This window comes from Dinoroseobacter sp. PD6 (assembly GCF_028807315.1).
In the GTDB taxonomy this organism is placed as follows: Bacteria; Pseudomonadota; Alphaproteobacteria; order Rhodobacterales; family Rhodobacteraceae; genus Dinoroseobacter; species Dinoroseobacter shibae.
Genome location: NZ_JARAMN010000003.1, coordinates 189,418 through 208,490, shown reverse-complemented (window position 1 = coordinate 208,490; position 19,073 = coordinate 189,418). Strand labels below are relative to the sequence as shown.

17 protein-coding genes are annotated in these 19,073 nt (G+C 64.5%); 10 read left to right on the top strand and 7 right to left on the bottom strand.

What is annotated here, in order from left to right:
* Nucleotides 1-42: 42 nt before the first annotated feature.
* The 5 genes from PVW48_RS06670 to PVW48_RS06650 all read left to right on the top strand — a co-directional run bounded on the left by PVW48_RS06670 (nt 43) and on the right by PVW48_RS06650 (nt 2,880).
* Nucleotides 43-570 (top strand): SspB family protein, encoded by a 528-nt coding sequence (locus PVW48_RS06670; RefSeq protein WP_012179000.1) that lies wholly within the window; start codon nt 43-45, stop codon nt 568-570.
* 122 nt (nt 571-692) lie between these two features.
* Entirely contained in the window at nt 693-2,084 is a 1,392-nt protein-coding gene (gene fumC, locus PVW48_RS06665) for a class II fumarate hydratase (RefSeq protein ID WP_274580974.1), read from the top strand.
* Nucleotides 2,085-2,223: 139 nt separating this feature from the next.
* Complete coding sequence (locus tag PVW48_RS06660) at nt 2,224-2,403, top strand: DUF4169 family protein (protein ID WP_274580781.1); 180 nt, start codon at nt 2,224-2,226, stop codon at nt 2,401-2,403.
* A complete protein-coding gene (locus PVW48_RS06655; RefSeq protein ID WP_044027836.1) occupies nt 2,396-2,611 on the top strand; it encodes a ribbon-helix-helix domain-containing protein in 216 nt (71 codons plus the stop codon). The genes PVW48_RS06660 and PVW48_RS06655 overlap by 8 nt, the downstream gene beginning before the upstream one ends.
* A 77-nt stretch (nt 2,612-2,688) precedes the next feature.
* Nucleotides 2,689-2,880 (top strand): hypothetical protein, encoded by a 192-nt coding sequence (locus tag PVW48_RS06650; protein WP_274580780.1) that lies wholly within the window; start codon nt 2,689-2,691, stop codon nt 2,878-2,880.
* Between the two features lie 39 nt (nt 2,881-2,919).
* Here PVW48_RS06650 and PVW48_RS06645 read toward each other — a convergent pair whose 3' ends face one another.
* Together PVW48_RS06645 and PVW48_RS06640 are read right to left on the bottom strand one after the other, a co-directional pair.
* Nucleotides 2,920-4,296 (bottom strand): cytochrome P450, encoded by a 1,377-nt coding sequence (locus PVW48_RS06645; RefSeq protein WP_274580779.1) that lies wholly within the window; start codon nt 4,294-4,296, stop codon nt 2,920-2,922.
* Nucleotides 4,293-5,483 carry a hypothetical protein gene (locus PVW48_RS06640; RefSeq protein WP_274580778.1) on the bottom strand — a complete coding sequence of 397 codons (1,191 nt, stop codon included), beginning with the start codon at nt 5,481-5,483 and terminating at the stop codon, nt 4,293-4,295. The genes PVW48_RS06645 and PVW48_RS06640 overlap by 4 nt, the downstream gene beginning before the upstream one ends.
* 123 nt (nt 5,484-5,606) lie before the next feature.
* Here PVW48_RS06640 and PVW48_RS06635 point away from each other — a divergent pair, with 123 nt between their 5' ends.
* A complete protein-coding gene (locus PVW48_RS06635; RefSeq protein WP_012179006.1) occupies nt 5,607-5,834 on the top strand; it encodes a sulfurtransferase TusA family protein in 228 nt (75 codons plus the stop codon).
* A gap of 55 nt (nt 5,835-5,889) precedes the next feature.
* Here PVW48_RS06635 and PVW48_RS06630 read toward each other — a convergent pair whose 3' ends face one another.
* From PVW48_RS06630 to PVW48_RS06615, 4 genes are all read right to left on the bottom strand, one after another.
* Nucleotides 5,890-8,958, bottom strand: coding sequence for an Rne/Rng family ribonuclease (locus PVW48_RS06630; protein WP_274580777.1), 3,069 nt, complete (start codon nt 8,956-8,958; stop codon nt 5,890-5,892).
* 499 nt (nt 8,959-9,457) lie between these two features.
* On the bottom strand, nt 9,458-11,812 hold the full coding sequence (locus PVW48_RS06625; protein WP_274580776.1) for a TRAP transporter large permease: 2,355 nt from the start codon (nt 11,810-11,812) through the stop codon (nt 9,458-9,460).
* Between the two features lie 17 nt (nt 11,813-11,829).
* Nucleotides 11,830-12,783 carry a TRAP transporter small permease subunit gene (locus PVW48_RS06620; protein WP_012179009.1) on the bottom strand — a complete coding sequence of 318 codons (954 nt, stop codon included), beginning with the start codon at nt 12,781-12,783 and terminating at the stop codon, nt 11,830-11,832.
* A 114-nt stretch (nt 12,784-12,897) separates the two neighbouring features.
* A complete protein-coding gene (locus PVW48_RS06615) occupies nt 12,898-13,983 on the bottom strand; it encodes a TRAP transporter substrate-binding protein (RefSeq protein WP_012179010.1) in 1,086 nt (361 codons plus the stop codon).
* Between the two features lie 208 nt (nt 13,984-14,191).
* Here PVW48_RS06615 and PVW48_RS06610 point away from each other — a divergent pair, with 208 nt between their 5' ends.
* Together PVW48_RS06610 and PVW48_RS06605 are read left to right on the top strand one after the other, a co-directional pair.
* Complete coding sequence (locus PVW48_RS06610; RefSeq protein WP_274580775.1) at nt 14,192-15,634, top strand: cache domain-containing protein; 1,443 nt, start codon at nt 14,192-14,194, stop codon at nt 15,632-15,634.
* Nucleotides 15,631-16,293 (top strand): response regulator transcription factor, encoded by a 663-nt coding sequence (locus PVW48_RS06605; protein ID WP_274580774.1) that lies wholly within the window; start codon nt 15,631-15,633, stop codon nt 16,291-16,293. Before PVW48_RS06610 ends, PVW48_RS06605 begins: the two co-directional genes overlap by 4 nt.
* 227 nt (nt 16,294-16,520) lie before the next feature.
* Here the strand turns inward: PVW48_RS06605 and tgt are convergent, their stop codons facing one another.
* On the bottom strand, nt 16,521-17,651 hold the full coding sequence (gene tgt, locus PVW48_RS06600) for a tRNA guanosine(34) transglycosylase Tgt (protein WP_274580773.1): 1,131 nt from the start codon (nt 17,649-17,651) through the stop codon (nt 16,521-16,523).
* A gap of 18 nt (nt 17,652-17,669) precedes the next feature.
* On the opposite strand from tgt, the gene PVW48_RS06595 reads away from it, so the two are divergent.
* Both PVW48_RS06595 and PVW48_RS06590 read left to right on the top strand, forming a co-directional pair.
* On the top strand, nt 17,670-17,951 hold the full coding sequence (locus PVW48_RS06595) for a hypothetical protein (RefSeq protein WP_274580772.1): 282 nt from the start codon (nt 17,670-17,672) through the stop codon (nt 17,949-17,951).
* 222 nt (nt 17,952-18,173) lie between these two features.
* Nucleotides 18,174-19,070, top strand: coding sequence for a LysR family transcriptional regulator (locus tag PVW48_RS06590; protein ID WP_274580771.1), 897 nt, complete (start codon nt 18,174-18,176; stop codon nt 19,068-19,070).
* The last annotated feature ends 3 nt before the right edge of the window (nt 19,071-19,073 follow it).

Here is a 19,073-nt window from a genome sequence, read left to right as displayed (position 1 = left end):
ACTTTACTTAACCTGAGACTGCACGCGATGAGGATCTCCCGAATGGCTGAACGCCTCGATTACGGAAACCGAATGCACCGGGCGATGCGGGCGCTCATTCAGGATGTCCTGCGTGAGGTGGCTGCTGACGGATTGCCCGGCGAACATCATTTCTTCATCACCTTCGACACCCAGCACCCAGGGGTCGAGTTGTCCGACTGGTTGCGCGAACGCTACCCGGACGAGATGACCATCGTGCTGCAGCACTGGTTCGACGGGCTGGAAGTGCGCGAGGCGGATTTCTCGGTGGTGCTGAACTTCGGCGACCAGCCCGAAGCGCTGACCGTGCCGCTGGATGCAATCCGGACCTTCGTGGACCCCTCCGTGGAATTCGGTTTGCGGTTCGAAACCCAGGACGATGCCGATTTCGAGGACGAGGAGGATGACGAGGAAGAGACCCATGAGGTCACGGCCCTCGTTCCGCCGCCGGAAGCGCGCCCGCACAAGCCGACCGCCAAGGACACCACCGAGAAGAAGCCTGGCACGTCCAAGGACGCCGAGATCGTCAGCCTCGATTCCTTTCGCAAGTAAGCGCGCCTGCTGCCCTGCGCCAATTGGCCCGGGCGCGCGGCACCATTCCCCGATTGCCCGGACCTGTCCTGAGCGGTAAACGGCATGCGAACGTATACGGAAGGGAGTGTCCCCCCATGACCATGACCGAGACCCGCACCGAAACCGACAGCTTCGGCCCGCTCGAGGTTCCTGCCGACAAGTATTGGGGCGCGCAGACGCAGCGCTCGATCATGAACTTCCCCATCGGATGGGAAAAGCAACCCGTGGCGATCGTTCGCGCCCTCGGCGTGATCAAGAAGGCCTGCGCCATGGCCAACAAGGAAAGCGGCAAGCTCGACGCCCGCCTGGCCGATGCGATCATCCAGGCCGCGGGCGAGGTGATCGACGGCAAGTTCGACGACAACTTCCCGCTGGTGGTCTGGCAAACCGGCTCCGGCACCCAGTCCAACATGAACTCCAACGAGGTGATCGCCAACCGCGCGATCGAGATCCTGGGCGGCGTGATCGGCTCCAAGGACCCGGTGCATCCGAACGATCACTGCAACATGGGTCAGTCTTCCAACGACACCTTCCCCACGGCCATGCATATCGCCGCCGCGACCACCGCGCGCGACGTGCTGCTGCCCGGGCTCGTGAAACTCGCCGAGGGGCTGGAAGCCAAGGCCGAAGAGTTCAAGGACATCATCAAGATCGGTCGCACCCATACCCAGGATGCCACGCCACTCACATTGGGCCAGGAATTCTCCGGCTACGCCAAGCAGATTCGCAACGGCATTGCCCGGATCGAGATGGCCCTGCCCGGCATCTACGAACTGGCCCAAGGCGGCACCGCCGTCGGCACAGGGCTGAACACCTCGCCGGGCTGGTCCGAAACCGTGGCCGCCAACATGGCCGAGATCACCGGCCTTCCCTTCGTGACCGCCCCCAACAAGTTCGAAGCACTCGCCGCCCATGACGCCATGGTCTTCATGTCCGGCGCGATCAAGACGACCGCCATGGCGGCCTACAAGATCGCCAACGACATGCGCTTTCTCGGCTCTGGCCCACGGTCCGGACTGGGCGAGCTGATCCTGCCGGAAAACGAGCCCGGGTCGTCCATCATGCCGGGCAAGGTGAACCCGACCCAGGCCGAGGCGATGACCCAGGTCTGCGCCCATATCCTGGGCAATGACGCGGCCATTTCCTTTGCCGGCAGCCAGGGCCATTTCGAGCTGAACGTCTACAACCCGATGATGTCCTACAACCTGCTGCAATCCATGACCCTCCTGGGCGATGCCGCCGACAGCTTCACCGAGCGGATGCTGATGGGCACACGCGCCAATGAAGAACGGATCGACAAGTTGATGAAAGAAAGCCTGATGCTGGTCACGGCCCTCGCGCCCACCATCGGCTACGACAACGCCACCAAGGTGGCCAAGACCGCTCACAAGAACGGCACCACCCTGAAGGAAGAAGCCATCGCGCTGGGGTTCGTTGATGCGGAAACCTTCGACAAGGTCGTGCGCCCGGAGGACATGATCGGCCCGAGGTAAGGCGCTGCGCCACCGACCAATCCTGTGTACCGCATCGCCCACCGGGCTGACACGTCCCTCTAATGCCTGGCATCGAAAAACCGGTGCCAGGCGCCTGCATCCACTTGTGATCCGGAGCGGAGATGCGCATCCTGCGACCATGGTCCAGGTCACGAATCTCCGCACGATCAGAAAGCAGAAAGCACGTGTAGAAAAGCGTGTAACTGCCTCGGAAAAAGCCACTCTTCATGGTGAGAGCAAGGCTGAACGCCTGCTGCGTATCTCGCGGGCCGAGCGCGAGAAGAAGCATCTCGACCAGCATTATGCCGAGGATGACTAGACGCCCGGTCAAACGCTCCCTGACCTTGCGCGGGCACCGCACCAGCGTGTCGCTGGAGGACGAGTTCTGGACTGCATTCCGCGACATGGCGGCCGACCGCAACATGCCGATCAACGCCTTGGCCGCAGAAATCGACGCCGAACGCGGCGCGGATCTGGGGCTGGCCTCTGCCATTCGCCTGGCGATTCTACGGCACTATCGCGATTAAGGGTCTGTTTACCGTGGCGCGGCATGGTTTCGGCCATGCGATGCACGCGACCGATCCCGAGATCCCCGGAGACATGGATGCTCCAGGTCTTTTCTTCGAAAACAGCCCGCCAGGGCGGCGTGGTGCGGCGGCGCATGCGGGATGTGGAGAGGATCGTCGGGCGCGCCGAATTTCTGGCCGAGATCCGAAGACGCGGCTTCCATGCGGTTGAGAATGGCGGGCATATCGTGATCTTCTGCAATGCCCAGCCGATCCGCCGGGTGGTCTGACGCAAAATCCTTGAGCAAGGATTTTGCCAAGAGTTTTGCTCAAAACTCTTGGCCGGCGGCCCCGACGCGCAACCAGATCCCATGGCGCGCGCGCACGGTCAGATGCGCCTCGGGCACCGGCACGTGGTTCGGGTCCGCTTCGAACCGGAACGCCTGCAGGAACGCCGCCAGCATCAAGGTCCCTTCGGCCATGGCGAACCCCGCCCCCGGACAGACCCGGCGCCCGGCGGAGAACGGCATATAGGCGTCGCGCTGGCTCTGTTGCGTCTCCTCCCGCTGCCATCGGTCGGGATCGAACACGTCCGGCGCGGTCCAGAGCCGCGTGTGGCGCTGCAGATGCCAGGGGCTGAGCACCACCTGGGCGCCGCGCCGGATTTTCCGGCCCCGCCATACGCGCGCCGCCTCCACCTGCCGCACCATCATCGGCACCGGCGGGTAGAGCCGCAGCGCCTCGCGATAGACATCCCGCGTGCGCGGCAATTTCGACAGATCGGAGAATGTCATTTCAAGAGGCGCGACCGCCGCCACCTCCGCCCGAACCCGGGCTTGTACGTCGGGCGCGGCGCCCAGCAGGTAGAGCGCCCAGGCCAATGCGCTGGCGCTGGTCTCGTGCCCGGCCAGAAAGAAGATCGCGACCTGGTCCACCATCTCGTCGGTCGAGAATCGCGCGCCGGTCTCCGGGTCCGGCGTGGTCATGATCTTCGTGGCCAGATCCTGCGGGGCGGTTCCAGCGGCGATTTCCGCCTGCCGCCGGGCCGTCATCTGCGCGATCAGCGCCCGCAGATGCGCCGCGGTCTCCTTTGTCTCGGCCCGGTGCATCCGGGGCATCCAGCGCGGCAGGGGCAGGAACGCGCCGAGGTTCAGGATCGGCTGGCTGCGTTGATGGGCGCGGAAGGCCCGGTAGACCTCTGCTGCCAGCGCATCATCTATGGGCACCGAGAACAGGGTCCGAAAAATGACATCCGCTGCCGCATGGGCGCAGACCTCCTCGATCTCGACCAGATCCGCCGCGCGCCGCGCCTCCAGCCGCGCCACGGCATTGCGCGCCGCGTCCTGCATTGCCGCGAAACTCTCGCGCACGCGGCCCCGCTCGAAGGCCGGATCGATGATCCGTCTCTGGCGTGCCCAGGTCGCGCCATTGGTCAAAAAGACACTCTCGCCCAAAAGCGGGCGCAACCCCTCCGCGATCCGGTCGGATTTCGGAAAATCCTCGAGCGCATCGTGCAGCACCTCGCGCACCAACACAGGGTCGTTGACCAGGTAGGAGCGGAAAAACGGCGTCCGGAACTCCGCCATCCACGCGCGGTAAAGCCGCGCGGGCTGCGCCGACAGGATGTCCTTGCGAAAGAGCTTCAGGTACTGCCAGAGCGACACCCGGTCCTGCCGCGCCACGGGTTTCGGGGCGGGCGGTCTCATGCGACGACGCGTCGGCGCAGCACGCTGGGCGAAGGGGCCCGCGCCTCGAACCGGTCCTTGAGCCGCAGCGGCCCCGCCGTGATCTGGAAATAGTCGTAATCCCCGGGCCGGTCGAACGCATGCAGATACTGGAAATGCAGCCGATAGAAGCGCCAGCGCAGCTTTGCCCAGGTTTCCGGCGCGAGCGTCTCGCTGAAACGCGCCGAGATGATGCGCGGCCCGGTCTGGTCTGCGCGTGCCATGCCGCTCACGGCCACCGGATCGCACAGCGCGAAGGCGCAGCCATCGCCGGGCGCAGTCACATCCAGCCAGAAGACCCGGGACTGGTGGCCCAGTACCGCCAGATCGCCGCGCAATTCCGTCGCCTGCGGCAGGGCCGACACCATGGGCGTGACGTGACCGAGGCTGAGAAACCCGACCGTCACGCCGCTCTCCAGGCGCCCGGCACGCAGCAGTTCTGCCAACACCGTCACCCCGAGATACGCGCCCGAGGAATGGCCCACCAGCAGCACTTCGTCTACCTCTCCGCGCGCCGCCTCGGCCAAACGGTCCGCGAACCCCGACAACCGGGCGCGCAACTCCGGCGGATACGCCCCTCCCAGCCCCGCCGCATAGGCATAATCCCGCATCAGGTAATGGGCATAGAGCCAGCGATCCGCCCGGTACCCGGCCTCCAGCACCAGGGCGAAGACCCCGACCGCCAGCAAAAGATCCAGCCATGGCACCGGGACCAGCTGCAGACACAGCACCCCCGCCCCCAGCGCCAGCAGCAGCTGCGCCAGCAAGGCCACCACCGGATAGAGCGCGGCCAGCACCGGCCCCTTGCGCAACCGCGTCAGCCGCCAGAGGGCGCCACTCGCCAGGTAGATCCACGCGGTCCGCACCAGCGCCGCGTAGGACCGCAGCACATTGCCCGTCATGGACGCCTGCACCAGATCGGACCAGACCAGCACCTCGATCTGCGTCACGACCTCTCGCGCGCCGTCGCGGAAGTCCACCTGCCAGGCGATCCCCCCGGGCAGGCCCGCGACCTTCAGGCCATAACCCGACAGCTCGGCCTGCTTGCGGCCCTCGCGGCGATACATCTCGCGGTATCGCCGGGGCGGAAACGGGTCATACCCGGGCAGGTAGAACACCTTGCGGCGCCGGACCTCTGGCGCCTGTTCCGTGGATGTCATGGCTCGCATCGCTCGCGTTTTGCGCGACCCTAGCCCGCGCTCCGGGGCTTGGATAGATCACCAGCGCCGAAAGCGGCGTAAGGGCTGCGGAATTTACGTGCAGCGCGGGCGACAGGCCGGTATTCAAGGGCCATGTCCGATCAGACCCATCTCGATGCCCGGGGGTTGCTGTGCCCCCTACCCGTCCTGAAAGCGCGCAAGGCGCTGAAATCCCTGCCCAAGGGCGCGGAGTTGCACCTGCTGGCCGATGACCCGGCCGCGATCGTCGATGTGCCCCATTACTGCGCCGAGAGCGGTCATGAACTGCTGCGCCAGACCGACCGGGACGACGGCCAGCTCTACGTGATCCGCAAAACCTGAGCCGATGAAAAAGGCGCCCCGAGGGACGCCTTTGTCGATTGAGATAGGCGCCAGTTCAGCGCGCGAGCGACCACCATCCGCGCCGCTTGGGCTTGGTGTCGTCGTCCTGCGCGGGCGCAGCCTCGTTGGCGGCCTCTGCAAGCTCGGGTTCAACGGCTTGGGGGTCTTCGGCCTCCGCTTCCGGTGCCTCTTCGGAGACCGGCTGGCCGGTGTCCTCATCGGTCGTGTCGGATGCCTCGTCTCCCTGTTCGACAGGGGCCGTTTCGGCCGTCTCCGGCGTGGGATCGACCTCCGGGGCACGCGCCTCGGACTCTGCGGTTTCAACCGGCGCTTCGGCCTCCGCTACAGGCTCGGCTTCCGCCGCAGGCGCGTCGGCCTTGGCCTCCGCAACCGGCTCGGGGGTCGGGGCGGGTTCAGGCGCAGAGACGTCTTCAGAGACAGCATCCCCATCGGGAGCAGCTTCACCCTCTTCTGCGTCGGACTTCCGGCGACGACGCCGACGACGCTTGGGTTTCGGGGCCTCTTCTGCCTCTGCCTCAACCGCCGGTTGGGAGGACTCCGCTTCTTCGGAAATGTCAGCTTGATCCGAGGAGTCCGCGTCTGCGGCGGATTGTGCCTCGTCGCTGCCATCTCCGTTGGACTCGCCGTTCTCGGTCCCACCGCCCCGGCGGGAGCGACGGCGACGGCGGCGGCGCTTGCGCGGGGCCTGCTCTTCGCTGGTCTCCTCGGTGGCGGCAGTCTCTGCCTCGGTCTCGGTGTCGGCCTCTTCCTCGTCGGGCTCCTCCACGATCTCGGCCTCGTCCACGCCCGAGGTGTCGATCGACACAACCGGCGCGTCAAGCTCGACCACCTTGCGGGTCGCGGTCTTGAACTTGTCGATGGTGAAGTCCGCCCCCGAAAGTTCGTTCGAGGCCTCCAGCCGCACGGACAAACCGTAGCGACCCTCGATCAGCGCGATATGCTCGCGCTTTTCGTTGAAGAGGTAGTTGATGACATTGACCGGCGCCTTGACGAGAACCTCGCGCACGCGGCGGCGCATGCCCTCTTCTTCCAGCGCGCGGACGATCGACAGCGCCAAGGAGTTGTCGGACCGGATCAGGCCAGTGCCATGGCAATGGTTGCAGGGCTGTGTCGTGATCTCCAGCATCCCCGGACGCAGCCGCTGGCGCGACATCTCCAGAAGGCCAAAGCCGGAGATGCGGCCTACCTGGATGCGCGCGCGGTCGGTCTTCAGCTTGTCCTTCAGACGCTTCTCGACAGCGGTATTGTTGCGCCGCTCTTCCATGTCGATGAAGTCGATCACGATCAGACCGGCGAGGTCGCGCAGGCGGACCTGGCGGGCCACTTCCTCGGCGGCCTCCAGGTTTGTCTTGAGCGCGGTCTCCTCGATCGAGCCCTCCTTGGTGGCCCGGCCCGAGTTCACGTCGATCGCCACCAGCGCCTCGGTCACGCCGATCACGAGGTAGCCCCCGGATTTCAGCTGCACCGTGGGGTTGAACATGCCCGCGAGGTAGCTTTCCACCTGATACCGCGCAAAGAGCGGCAGGTTCTCGTTGTAGAGCTTCACGTTCTTGGCGTGGGACGGCATGAGCATCTTCATGAAGTCCTTGGCCACCCGGTAACCTTCTTCCCCCTCAACCAGCACCTCGTCGATATCGCGGCTGTAAAGATCGCGGATCGAGCGCTTGATGAGGTTGCCTTCCTCGTAGATCGGGGCGGGCGCGATGGATTTCAGGGTCAGGTCGCGGATCTGCTCCCACAGCCGCTTGAGGTAGTCGTAGTCCCGCTTGATTTCGGTCTTCGTCCGCTTGGCCCCCGCCGTGCGCACGATCAGGCCCGCGCCGCGCGGCACCTCGATCTCGGAGGCGATCTCCTTGAGCTTCTTGCGGTCCACTGCATTGGTGATCTTGCGGCTGATGCCGCCGCCGCGGGCGGTGTTGGGCATCAACACGCAGTAGCGGCCCGCGAGGCTGAGATAGGTGGTCAGGGCCGCGCCCTTGTTGCCACGCTCTTCCTTGACGACCTGAACCAGCAGGACCTGACGGACCTTGATGACTTCCTGGATCTTGTAGCGGCGCTCCCGGCGCTGGCGGGGGCGGCGGATCTCTTCGGCCACATCCTCGTCGGCCACATCCTCGATACCGTCATCCTGGTCTGCGGCGTCGCTGTCGGCCGCCGCGGTCTCGTCCGTGGCCTCCTCGGACACCTCGACATCGGTTTTCTTGCGGCGTCGGCTGCGACGGCGCTTGGGCTTCTCGGCGGTTTCCTTATCGCCATCCGCGGCTTCGGCCACGAGGATCGGACCGTCCTCGGCCTCGCTGTCGGTCTCGACCACGTCCATGCCGGGGATGGACTGTGTCTGGCGCGGCGCGGCTTCGGCGACCGGCTTGTCCTCGGCAGGGGCGTCCTCGGCAGGGGCCTCCTCCGCTGCCGGGGATCCGGGCTCGGCTTGCGGGTCCGCGTCGGCCTCGCTCACCTCTTCGGATTTCACGGTCGGGTCATCGCCCTCTACCGCGTGCGGCATGGGGGGCTTGGCGGTATCTTCGTCCGCCTCGGCGGTCTCGGCCGGTTCGGCCTCGGCTGTCTGCGCTTCGGTCTCGGTTGTCGGCGCGTCCTCTGCGACATCTTCCGGCGCAGCCTGCGCCGCCTCGACTGCCGGGGCGTCTTTTGCATCCGGGCTGTCGGCAGCGTCCGCGTCCTGTGCCGTCTCGGCCTCGGCGGCATTGCTGTCGGCAGTGACCTCGGCCGCGTCCTCGTCCGACGTCTCGACCTTCTTCCGGCGACGGGAACGGCGCTTCTTCGGCTTGACCTCGTCCTCTTCCGCATCGGCGGTTGCAAAGGCCATTTCCTCGGCCAGCAACGCCTCGCGATCCGCCACCGGGATCTGATAGTAATCCGGGTGAATTTCCGAGAAGGCGAGGAACCCGTGGCGATTGCCACCATAGTCCACGAAGGCCGCCTGCAGGGACGGCTCGACCCGTGTCACTTTCGCCAGATAGATATTTCCCGCAAGTTGCCGCTTGTTTACCGACTCAAAGTCGAATTCCTCGACCTTCGTTCCGTCGACCACCACAACGCGGGTCTCTTCCGCGTGGGTGGCATCGATGAGCATCTTCTTTGCCATGTTGTCTTTCTGCACGACAGAAATGGCCCGGGTGGCGCAAGCCCCCGGGGTGTCAGCCGTGTATTTTGCTGTGCAATGGATATCGCGCGGCGCAGCGCGGTCGGGGACAGAACCCCGGTCACCTCGGCTGCATGTCTTGCAGCCTGCCTGCTCGCCTTGTCGCGTTTCATCGCGTTTCTCCAGCTCCCGAGGGAGCAAACCGAACCCGCAAGAGCCTTGCGGAATGAACAGGGGATGACGGCCGCGTAGAGTGCGCAGAGCGGTCAGCCCCTTGAAAACACTGCACCCTGCAAAGGATCGGCGTTGATGCCTTGGTCCATGAAGCGGGGGCAGGTAAACCTGAAACCGGACGGCATCGCCATACGCTTGGCGAACGCCCGTTCGCCTAGATAAATCCAGTGGAGGCCAAAACACAATGATTGTTTTGCCCGCTCGGACCAGTTCGCCTGCAAAAAGGGCGCCCCCTCGGGCCGCCCTTTGGCTTGTTAATAAAGGTTAATCAGTTGCCCAGCAGGTTCGGCACGATGGTCACAACGCCCGGGAAGGCAAAGAGCATTCCCAGGGCCGCCACCTGGATCAACACGAAGGGCAACACCCCGCGATAGATATGACCCGTGGTCACCGAAGGCGGCGCCACCCCGCGCAAATAGAACAGCGCAAAGCCGAAAGGCGGTGTCAGGAACGAGGTCTGCAGGTTCACGGCAATCATGATCGTCACCCATTTCGGGTCCATTGTGCCGCCATAGATCACCGGACCCACGATCGGGATCACGATGTAGATGATCTCCAGGAAATCGAGCACGAAGCCCAGGATGAACAGCACCAGCATCACGATCAGGAACACCACCAGCTCGTTGTCGAAACTGCGCAGAAACTCTTGGATGTAATGCTCTCCGCCAAAGGAGATCACCACGAGGTTCAGGAGCTGCGATCCGATCAGGATGGTGAAGACCATCGAGGTGACCTTCGCCGTCTCGCGCACCACCGGGCTCAGAACCCCGCGGGTGAACAGCACCCAGCACGAATAGAGCAGCCCCAGCACCGCCACGTGATAGGCCGCCTGGGCGATGATGATCGCCACCCAATCCTGGAAGCTCACATCCGCCACGCCCGTCCGCAGGTCGAAATTGATGCCGATGACGATCAGGATAACGAGCGCGAAGGAGGCCCCGATGATCAGCTTGGCGTTACGCTCCTCCTCGCGCAGCTTGCGATAGGCCGCGAGCATGATCGCCCCGCCCGCGCCCAGCGCCGCCGCCGGGGTCGGGTTGGTAATCCCGCCCAGGATCGAGCCGAGCACCGCCACGATCAGGACCAGCGGAGGGAACACCACGCGGATCAGATCGTTCTGCGCCAGCCGCGCGATCGCCGCCCGGCAGCCATAGACGACCATGGCGAAAGGGATCGCCAGCAACGTGAACGCGCCGCCGGGCGACATGGTCGCGGGGATCAGCAACGCATCCGTCAGGAAGGCCAGCACCACCCCCGCCCCGCCGATCAGCAACGGCACCGGGTTGGCGAGGGGGGCCACGCCGCGGGCCACGATCAGCACGAGCGCGAAAAGCAGGAAGAACACGCTCAGGCCCGAGCCGATCGGCGCGATTTCTTCCAGACGCTCGGCCTGAGCCACCTCGAGCTCTTCGGCCGTCAGGTCGCGGCGCTCTGCAGCCCCGCCGCCTGCGGCGATCTGTTCAGCCTGCGCGACGGCCAGGTCCCATTTTTCCTGCCCGTGCAGCTCGATCATCGAGGCCTGGCAGGCCGGGCTGACATTTGTGCGCAGCTCCGCTGTCTCGCCCAGCTCCGTCATGGTCGACACGGCGGTCGATTGGGAGCCGATCACGCCCACATTCATCGACAGGATGATCGCCGCAATCAGACCGAAAGGCGCCACCAGAAACCAGGTCAGCGCCTCGTTGCGGGTAATGACCTCACCGGCGGGTGCATCACTGACCACGGGTGGAGCCTTGGAGGGATTGAAGGCCGCGTAGCCAAAAGCATAAAGCGCATAGAGCACCGCCAACATCACCCCCGGCAGCACGGCCGCCTGGAAGAGCGTGCCCACCGACAGAACCGCCGGCTCGCCAAGGAAGGTCAGCGCGTCGGTGCACCCCGCAAGAACCGCGCGCTTCTCCTGCCCGGTGGCGTACATGTCGCCCGCCAGTGTCCCCAGCAGGACGATCACAATGGACGGCGGAATGATCTGGCCCAGCGTGCCCGAGGCCGCGATCACGCCGGTGGACAGCTCCTTGGAATAGCCGTTGCGCAACATGGTGGGCAGGGCCAGCAGCCCCATGGTCACGACGGTCGCGCCCACGATCCCCGTGGAGGCCGCAAGGAAGGCCCCCACCACCACGATGGACACGGCCAGACCGCCGGGCAGCGGGCCGAACACCCGCGCCATGGTGGTCAGCAGGTCATTGGCGATCTTGGAGCGCTCCAGCGTGATGCCCATCATCACGAACATCAGAACCGCCAACAATGTCTCGATGCTCTGGCCCGCGATCACCCGCTCGTTCAGGCGGTTGACGATGAAGGACAGGTTGCGATCCATCGCCTGTTCCCAACCGCCGGGAAAGAGCGCCTCTTCGACCCTAGGCAGTTCGGGGTAGCGGAACACGCTGATCGCCTCGCGCGCCACGCCCTCGGCCAGCAGGGCCGCGTATTCCGCGCTGCCCGTGTCGATTGCCTGGTGAATGAGCAGCCCCGCGCTGTCCAGTGCCGCGATGATCCCGAAAGAGATCACCCCCGCCCCGCCGATGGCGAAAGCCACGGGGAAGCCCGACATGATCCCGCCAAACAGGCACAGGAACACGATGATCAGGCCAATCTCGATGCCGTCCAAACCGAAAATCATTATGTCAGCCCCATGCCCTAGTGGATTTCCGCGACGCGTTCGGCGTCTTCGTCACCCAAGGCATCCTTGTCGTGATACTTGCCAGCGCTCTCCTCGCCCTCGCGCCATTCCTGGAAAGAGCGAAAGAAGAACGCCACCGCCTGCAGGAAGACCATGGCCACGAACAGGCAGATCAGGATCTTGAACAGGAAATATCCGTCGAACCCTTGCGGGCTGAAGCCCACGGTTTCGACATTCCAGCGCACCGCGCGCGCCTTCAACATCATCCGGTCGAACGGGTCGGACGCGCTGATCTTGGGTGTGATCAGGTGGCGCCACATGAAAAACCACGAATAGAGCCAGATCAGCACCATGGCCGGCATCATGAACAGAAGGCTGCCCGCCATGTCGATCACCTTCTTGGTTCGGTGCTTGACCACCGAATAGACCAGATCCACGCGCACATGCCCGCCCTGAACGAACGTATAGGCGCAGCACAGGCAGACGACGATCGCGTTATAAAGTTTAAGTTCCTCGCCGAACCAACTGAGATCCTTGGTAAATGTATACCCGAACGGCCCGATTGAAATCTGGCTGACGAGGAAGAACCGCTGCAGCATCACGATCAGGATCTGCTGAACCACCATCAGCAAACCCGCCCAGGCCGCGACGCGCCCGACCACGTTCGCGAACCCTTCCAGCCCGATCACCATGCCCCACATGGCCCGGGGCCGCGCGATGCCGATGGCAAGGGCCACGAGGAAAGCCGTCAGCAGGAAAAAGAAGAACTCCACCGAGGCGCCGTAATAGGCAAAGCGCATCAGCGCTTCCTTGTCTTCGGTCGTCTCCAGCCCGCCGATCCAGCCAAGCCATTGGCCCGGGTTCAGGATCGCCCAGGCGGTGTTGTAGAAAGCCAATCCGATATTCTGGAGGACCCACCAGACCCCGCCTGCGATACTCGCCAGAGCACTGACTTGCGCTTCACTCTCCATGGGAGTTCCCTCATCGTCATCTCGGGGCGCGACGGACAGACCTCGCCGTGCCACCCCGGTCTGTCCATGAGACAAAGGCCCCGCTCGGGGGCCCTTGCCGTTCGTCTTGTCGCTTTAGCCGAGCACGCGGTTGCGCTGCTCCACGAAATAGGCGTCCGACTTCAGCAGCCAGTCCGAGCTCTTGGCCAGCGAGGCGTCGAAGCTGTTGCGGATCTTGGCATAGAGCTCGTCGCCCATGTTTTCGTCGAGAACTTCCTTGGAGGCCGCGCCGAACGCATCCCAGACATCGTCGGGGAATTGCAGGGTGCGCACGCCCTGGGCCTGCAGACGCGCGAGGGCTGCGCCGTTCATGGCCAGTGTCTGGCTCAGCTGGTAGTTCGTCGTGGCCTTGGCCGCGTTGTCCATGATCGCCTGATGTTCCGGCGACAGCTCGTTCCAGACGTCCAGGTTGACCGACGCGGTCAGTCCGGAGCCCGGCTCGTGGAAGCCCGCAGTGTAGTAGATCTTGGCGACCTCCTGGAAGCCGGCCTTCTCGTCCGCGGCGGGACCGACCCACTCCAGACCGTCGAGCGCACCTGAAGACAGCGCCTGGTAGAGCTCGCCACCGGGAATGTTCTGCACCGAGGCGCCGAGCTTGCCGAGCACCTGCCCGCCGAGGCCCGGCATCCGGAACCGCAGACCGTTGAAGTCTTCGGCCGAGGTGATCTCGTTGCGGAACCAGCCGCCGGACTGGGAGCCGGAGTTGCCGCACTGCATGGAGTGCATGCCGAAGATCGCGCCAAGCTCGTTGTGCAGGTCCTGACCCCCGTCATGGTAGTACCAGTTGGTCAGTTCCTGTGCCGTCGCGCCGAAAGGCACCGCGCAGAAATATGCGTAGCCCGGATGCTGTCCGATCCAGTAGTAGTCGGCCGAATGGTAGATGTCGGCCTGACCTGCGGCCACCGCGTCGAATACCTCGAACGCGCCGACAAGCTCACCCGGGGCCTTTTTCTCGATGATCAGGCTGCCGCCCGACATCGCATTGACCGCCTCGTTGAAGTAGGTCGCAGCATCATCCAGAACCGCGAAGCCGCGCGGCCAGGACGTCACCATGGTCAGTGTGCGCGTGCTCTGCGCGATGGCCGGTGCGGCCAACCCTGCGCTTGCCGCAGCCGCGGTCCCGCCCAGTGCCGATGTCCGCAAAAAAGAACGACGATCCATAAAATCCTCCCCTCGGGTTTGTCGATGCCCACCCTTTGCAAGATGGGCGGATCGTTAACAGTGGCGCGAACCTAGACAATCCACCTGCAACGCGGAATACCCACCAGTCGGTATTGATGAAAATAATATCTGAAGGGCAGGCTTCCGTAACGTCAAACGGCCGAACGCGACGCTTGGCATCGGTCCGCGGAAGGCGCTAGAACCTGACATGGCCCGGTTCATTGCCCCGTATCTGAAGCGCTTGCAGGTCAGCTATGGCCAGAAGCTCTTTCTGCTGGCGACCATTCCACTCGTGCTCGCGGTGGCCGCGATCTCGGTCGTGGTGGCCGACCAGGGCCGCCAACTGGCGGAGCGCGAGATCTCGGGGCTCGAAACCCAGCTGATCGAGGCCAAGAAGCGCGAGCTGCGCAATTACATCCAGCTGGCCCGCACCGCGTTCTTCGCCGAGTACGGCCGCGCCGCCCCCGATGACGAGGCCGCCAAGGAACGGGTGACCCAGATCCTTGCCGCCATGCTCTATGGGCGCGACGGGTTCTTCTTCGTCTATCACTATGACGGAACCAACCTCGTGAGCCCGCGCCAGACCGAGCTGATCAACCGCAACTGGACCGGCCGCACCGACAGCAACGGTGTCCCCGTGGTGGACGAGTTGGTCCGCATCGCGCGCGCCGGGGCGGGGTATCACACCTATGACTGGGTCAAACCCTCCACGGGCGAAGAGGCCCGGATGATCACCTACGTGGTCGGCCTGCAAGACTGGCAATGGGCGCTGGGGACCGGCATCTTCATCGACGACGTGCTGACGCACGTGGCCGCGGCGCGCGCCGCGACCGAGGCCCGCATCGCGCAGACCTTCTTCTGGATCGGGGCGATCACGCTGGCGGCCCTGCTGGCGGTGTTTGCCTCCGGTTTGCTGATCAACATCCGCGAGCGGCGGCTGGCAGACGCCAAACTCAAGGCGCTGACCCAGCGCGTCCTCGACACCCAGGAGGAAGAGCGCGGCCGCGTGGCCCGCGAGTTGCATGACAGCATCAGCCAACTTCTCGTGGGCATCCGCTACGCGCTGGAACTGGCCCGAAGGCGGGTCCAGACCGGCGACGCGCGCGCCCAGGAGAATATCGAGAAGGGCATCGATGGGCTGAACGGCGCCATCCAGGAGGTCCGCCGCATCAGTCGCGACCTGCGCCCGGGACAGCTCGACGATCTTGGCCTCGGCCCTGCGATCCAGGACCTGGCCGAGGAGTTCACCAAGCGCACCGGCATCCGCGCGGAAATGAAAACGGTCGTGTTCCGGAATCGCCTCGACCCGGAGGCCAAGATCGCGCTCTACCGTATCGCCCAGGAGGCCCTGACAAATATCGAACGTCACGCCCAGGCCACCGAAGTGCATCTGGACCTCTTCGGACACCAGACCGGCGCGACCCTGCGGGTGGCCGACAACGGGCGCGGCCTGGCCAATGTCTCCCGCGGCGCGGGCGGGCTCGGCCTGCGCAACATGCAGGAGCGGGTCGAACAGCTCGACGGCACGCTGCAGGTTTTCTCCTCGGAGGCTGGCACCCGAATTGACGCCACCGTGCCACTCAGTCACATCCTGCCCCCAGAACCGGCCGCCCGCAGCACCGCGGCCCCCGTCCGAAAGGTCCGCGCATGACACTCGCACCCGATACGCCGCCGCGCACCAAGGTCGTTATCGTCGATGATCATCCGATGGTCGCAGAGGGCATCGAGGCGATCCTTGAAACCTACGACGACCTGCAGGTCATCGGACGCCTCTGCAATGGGCGCGAGCTGGTCGAGCAGGTTGAAACCCTTGCGCCGGACGTGATCCTGCTGGACCTGAACATGCCCGAGATCAACGGGCTGAGCGCGACCGAGATGGTGCTGGAAAAATGCCCCGACACCCGGATCCTGATCCTGTCGATGCATGACAGCGCCGAATACATCTCGACCGCCATGAGCCACGGCGCGCGGGGCTATATCCTCAAGGATGTGCCCACCGACGAGATCCGCCTCGCCATCGAGGCCGTGATGCGGGGCGAGACCTACATGTGCACAGGCGCGTCGGCCTCACTGGAGCCCAACACGGCCGACGGGCGCGAACCGCTGACCTCGCGGGAGCAGACGATCCTGCTGCAACTGGCCTCGGGAAAGTCCAACAAGGAAGTGGCGGCGACATTGGACATCTCGGTCCGGACGGTCGAGACCCATCGCAAGAACATCAAGCGCAAGCTGGGCATATCGTCCACCGCGGGGCTGACCCGCTACGCCATGGAGCATGGCGTTTTGCAAGGCACCGGCGTCGATCTCTGACACGCTCCCGCAGCGCGCCTGCGACGGGCCGCGAAGGGCACAGGCGGATTAAGATTTCCCTAGCCCTCCGCACGGTTAAATTCTTGTAAACACGCCACAAAACCTTCCCCGCGGGGAAGGTTTCAGAGGCCAGATCGCCGCCCGAAGCGGATCATTCGTCCGTTTTGGGCGTTTACGCCTCCACGCGCCTCAGGGCCGCATCGCAGCGGCCATACCGGCCCCGCCCCTCAAACCGGCGCGATATCGCCTTCGGCCTGCTGCGCCAGAAACCGCGCCTCGAACCCTGCGAAATCCCCGGCGCCGATCGCATCGCGCATCCCCTGCATCAACTCCTGGTAGTAATGCAGGTTGTGCCAGGTCAGCAGCATCGAGGACAGAATTTCACCGGCCCGGAACACATGGTGCAGATAGGCCCGGCTGTAACTGCGGCAGGCCGGGCAGGTGCAATCCTCGTCCAGCGGACGCGGATCATCCGCATGGCGCGCGTTCTTGATGTTGACCACCCCGCGCCGGGTGAAGACCTGCCCCGTGCGGCCCGACCGCGACGGCAGCACGCAGTCGAACATGTCGATGCCCCGCTTGACCGCGCCCACCAGGTCGCCGGGCTTGCCGACCCCCATCAGGTAACGCGGCTTGTCCTCGGGCAGCATTCCGGGGGCGTAATCCAGCACGCCGAACATCGCCTCCTGCCCCTCGCCCACCGCGAGCCCGCCGACCGCGTAGCCGTCGAACTCGATGGCCCGCAGCGCCTCGGCGCTCTTGCCGCGCAGATCCTCTTCCAGCCCGCCCTGCTGGATCCCGAAGAGCGCATGCCCCGGCCGGTCCCCGAACGCCTCGCGCGACCGCGCGGCCCAGCGCATGGACAACTCCATGCTCTCGGTGATCCGCTCCCGCGGCGCGGGCAAGGCCGGGCACTCGTCGAAGCACATGACGATATCCGATCCGAGCAGTTTCTGGATCTCCATCGACCGCTCGGGGCTGAGCACGTGTTTCGAGCCGTCGATATGGCTCTTGAAAGTCACGCCCTGCTCGGTGAGCTTGCGCAACCCGGTCAGGCTCATCACCTGGAACCCGCCGGAATCGGTCAGGATCGGCCGGTCCCAGTTCATGAACCTGTGTAACCCGCCGAGGCGCGCGATCCGCTCCGCCGTGGGGCGCAGCATCAGGTGGTAGGTATTGCCCAGCAGGATGTCCGCCCCGGTCTCGCGCACGCTTTCGGGGCGCATGGCCTTGACCGTGGCCGCCGTGCCCACCGGCATGAAGGCCGGCGTCCGGATCTCTCCGCGGGGCGTGTTGATACGGCCAAGCCGCGCCGCCCCGTCCTGTCCGAGGCGCGTGAAGGAAAATCTCTGTGTCATGCCCTGCTGTTAGGAGCCTTGTCCGCTCTCGTCACGCGAAAACCGGAGGGGACCCCCGCTTCCGACCTGCGTCCCGCCGCCGCGGTGATCGAGTTCGACCTGCGCACTTCGGATCGCGAAACGCAAGTCGCGCGCCGTTGCGGTCATACCCGCACGCGCGACAAGAAAGAGCAGATTTTCCAACTCGTCCGGGAGCCAGGCAAGATCAACCCTCTTTCGAGCATCTCGCTTCTTTTCGGGGTCCTGCAAGAGATTATTTTCCATGCCTTGCCTATTTTATCATTCCATTCTGCCGTCTGACGGAATTGCCTCATCCCGTAACTGCGCGACACTGGCCTGACATTCACACTCTTGTTTGATGAGATCAATTGATGCATGATATTATATGTATCGGATTAATCGATACGACCCATCGGGCACGCCGCATCCAAGCCACACTCACGGACGCATGCCCACGCATATAAAATGCGGTGTTTGCACGGTTTTCCGTGCGCGCACCCCTTCAGGGACTCGAGCGAGGGTATGAAGGATCTGGATATCTACGGCCTCGACGGCCGTCAATTGAAGCTATTCCTGTGTGTATTCGATACTGTTTCGGTCAGTCGGGCCGCGGATCAACTGGGGATCACGCAATCTACGGCCAGCCATGGGCTGGAAAGGTTGCGAAAAGCACTCGGCGATCCGCTATTCGTAAAATCGGGTCGTGGCATTGCGCCGACCGACACGGCAAAGGAATTGGCACCCCGGGTGCGCGCGGTTCTGATCGGTCTGGAGGGGTTACGCACAAGCGCCACCTATGACCCGGCCCAAGACACCGGGGCCTTCCGGATCGCGACCAACGTGACCGAAATCCTGCCCAAGCTCATCGAGATCAAGGCCCGGATTTGCAAGGCCGCCCCCCATGTCACCATCCACTTCCACGACATGGGTTCACGGGTGAATGCCGGCGAACTGCTCTCTGCCGGGGCGGCAGACCTGGTGATCGCCGTGAGCCTGCCGAGTTACCCGTCCCTGTTGCTGGCCGAGCGGCTCTATTCGGACCGATCTGTCTGTTACTACTGCCCCAAGCAACGTGGCCCGGTCGAAAGCGTCGAGGATTTCGTGGAAGCCAAGCATGCGGCCCTCGACTTCGGAGCATCCATAAAGAGCTCGGTCGGACAAGAACTGGAGCGACAGGGCATCATTCGCCGCATCCGGATGACCGCACCCAATTCCCACACACTGGCGGAACTTATGCGCGATTCCGATTACGTGGCGACGATGCCCCTGCGACTGCACAAGACCGTCTTCAAGGACTTCAGCTACAGCACACCGCCAATGGCGCTGCCCCCGATCACCCATGACATGCTCTGGCATGTGCGCAACGACAATGCTGCGCGGAACAGCTGGTTGCGCGAGGTGGTTCGCTCCACACGTTAGCGC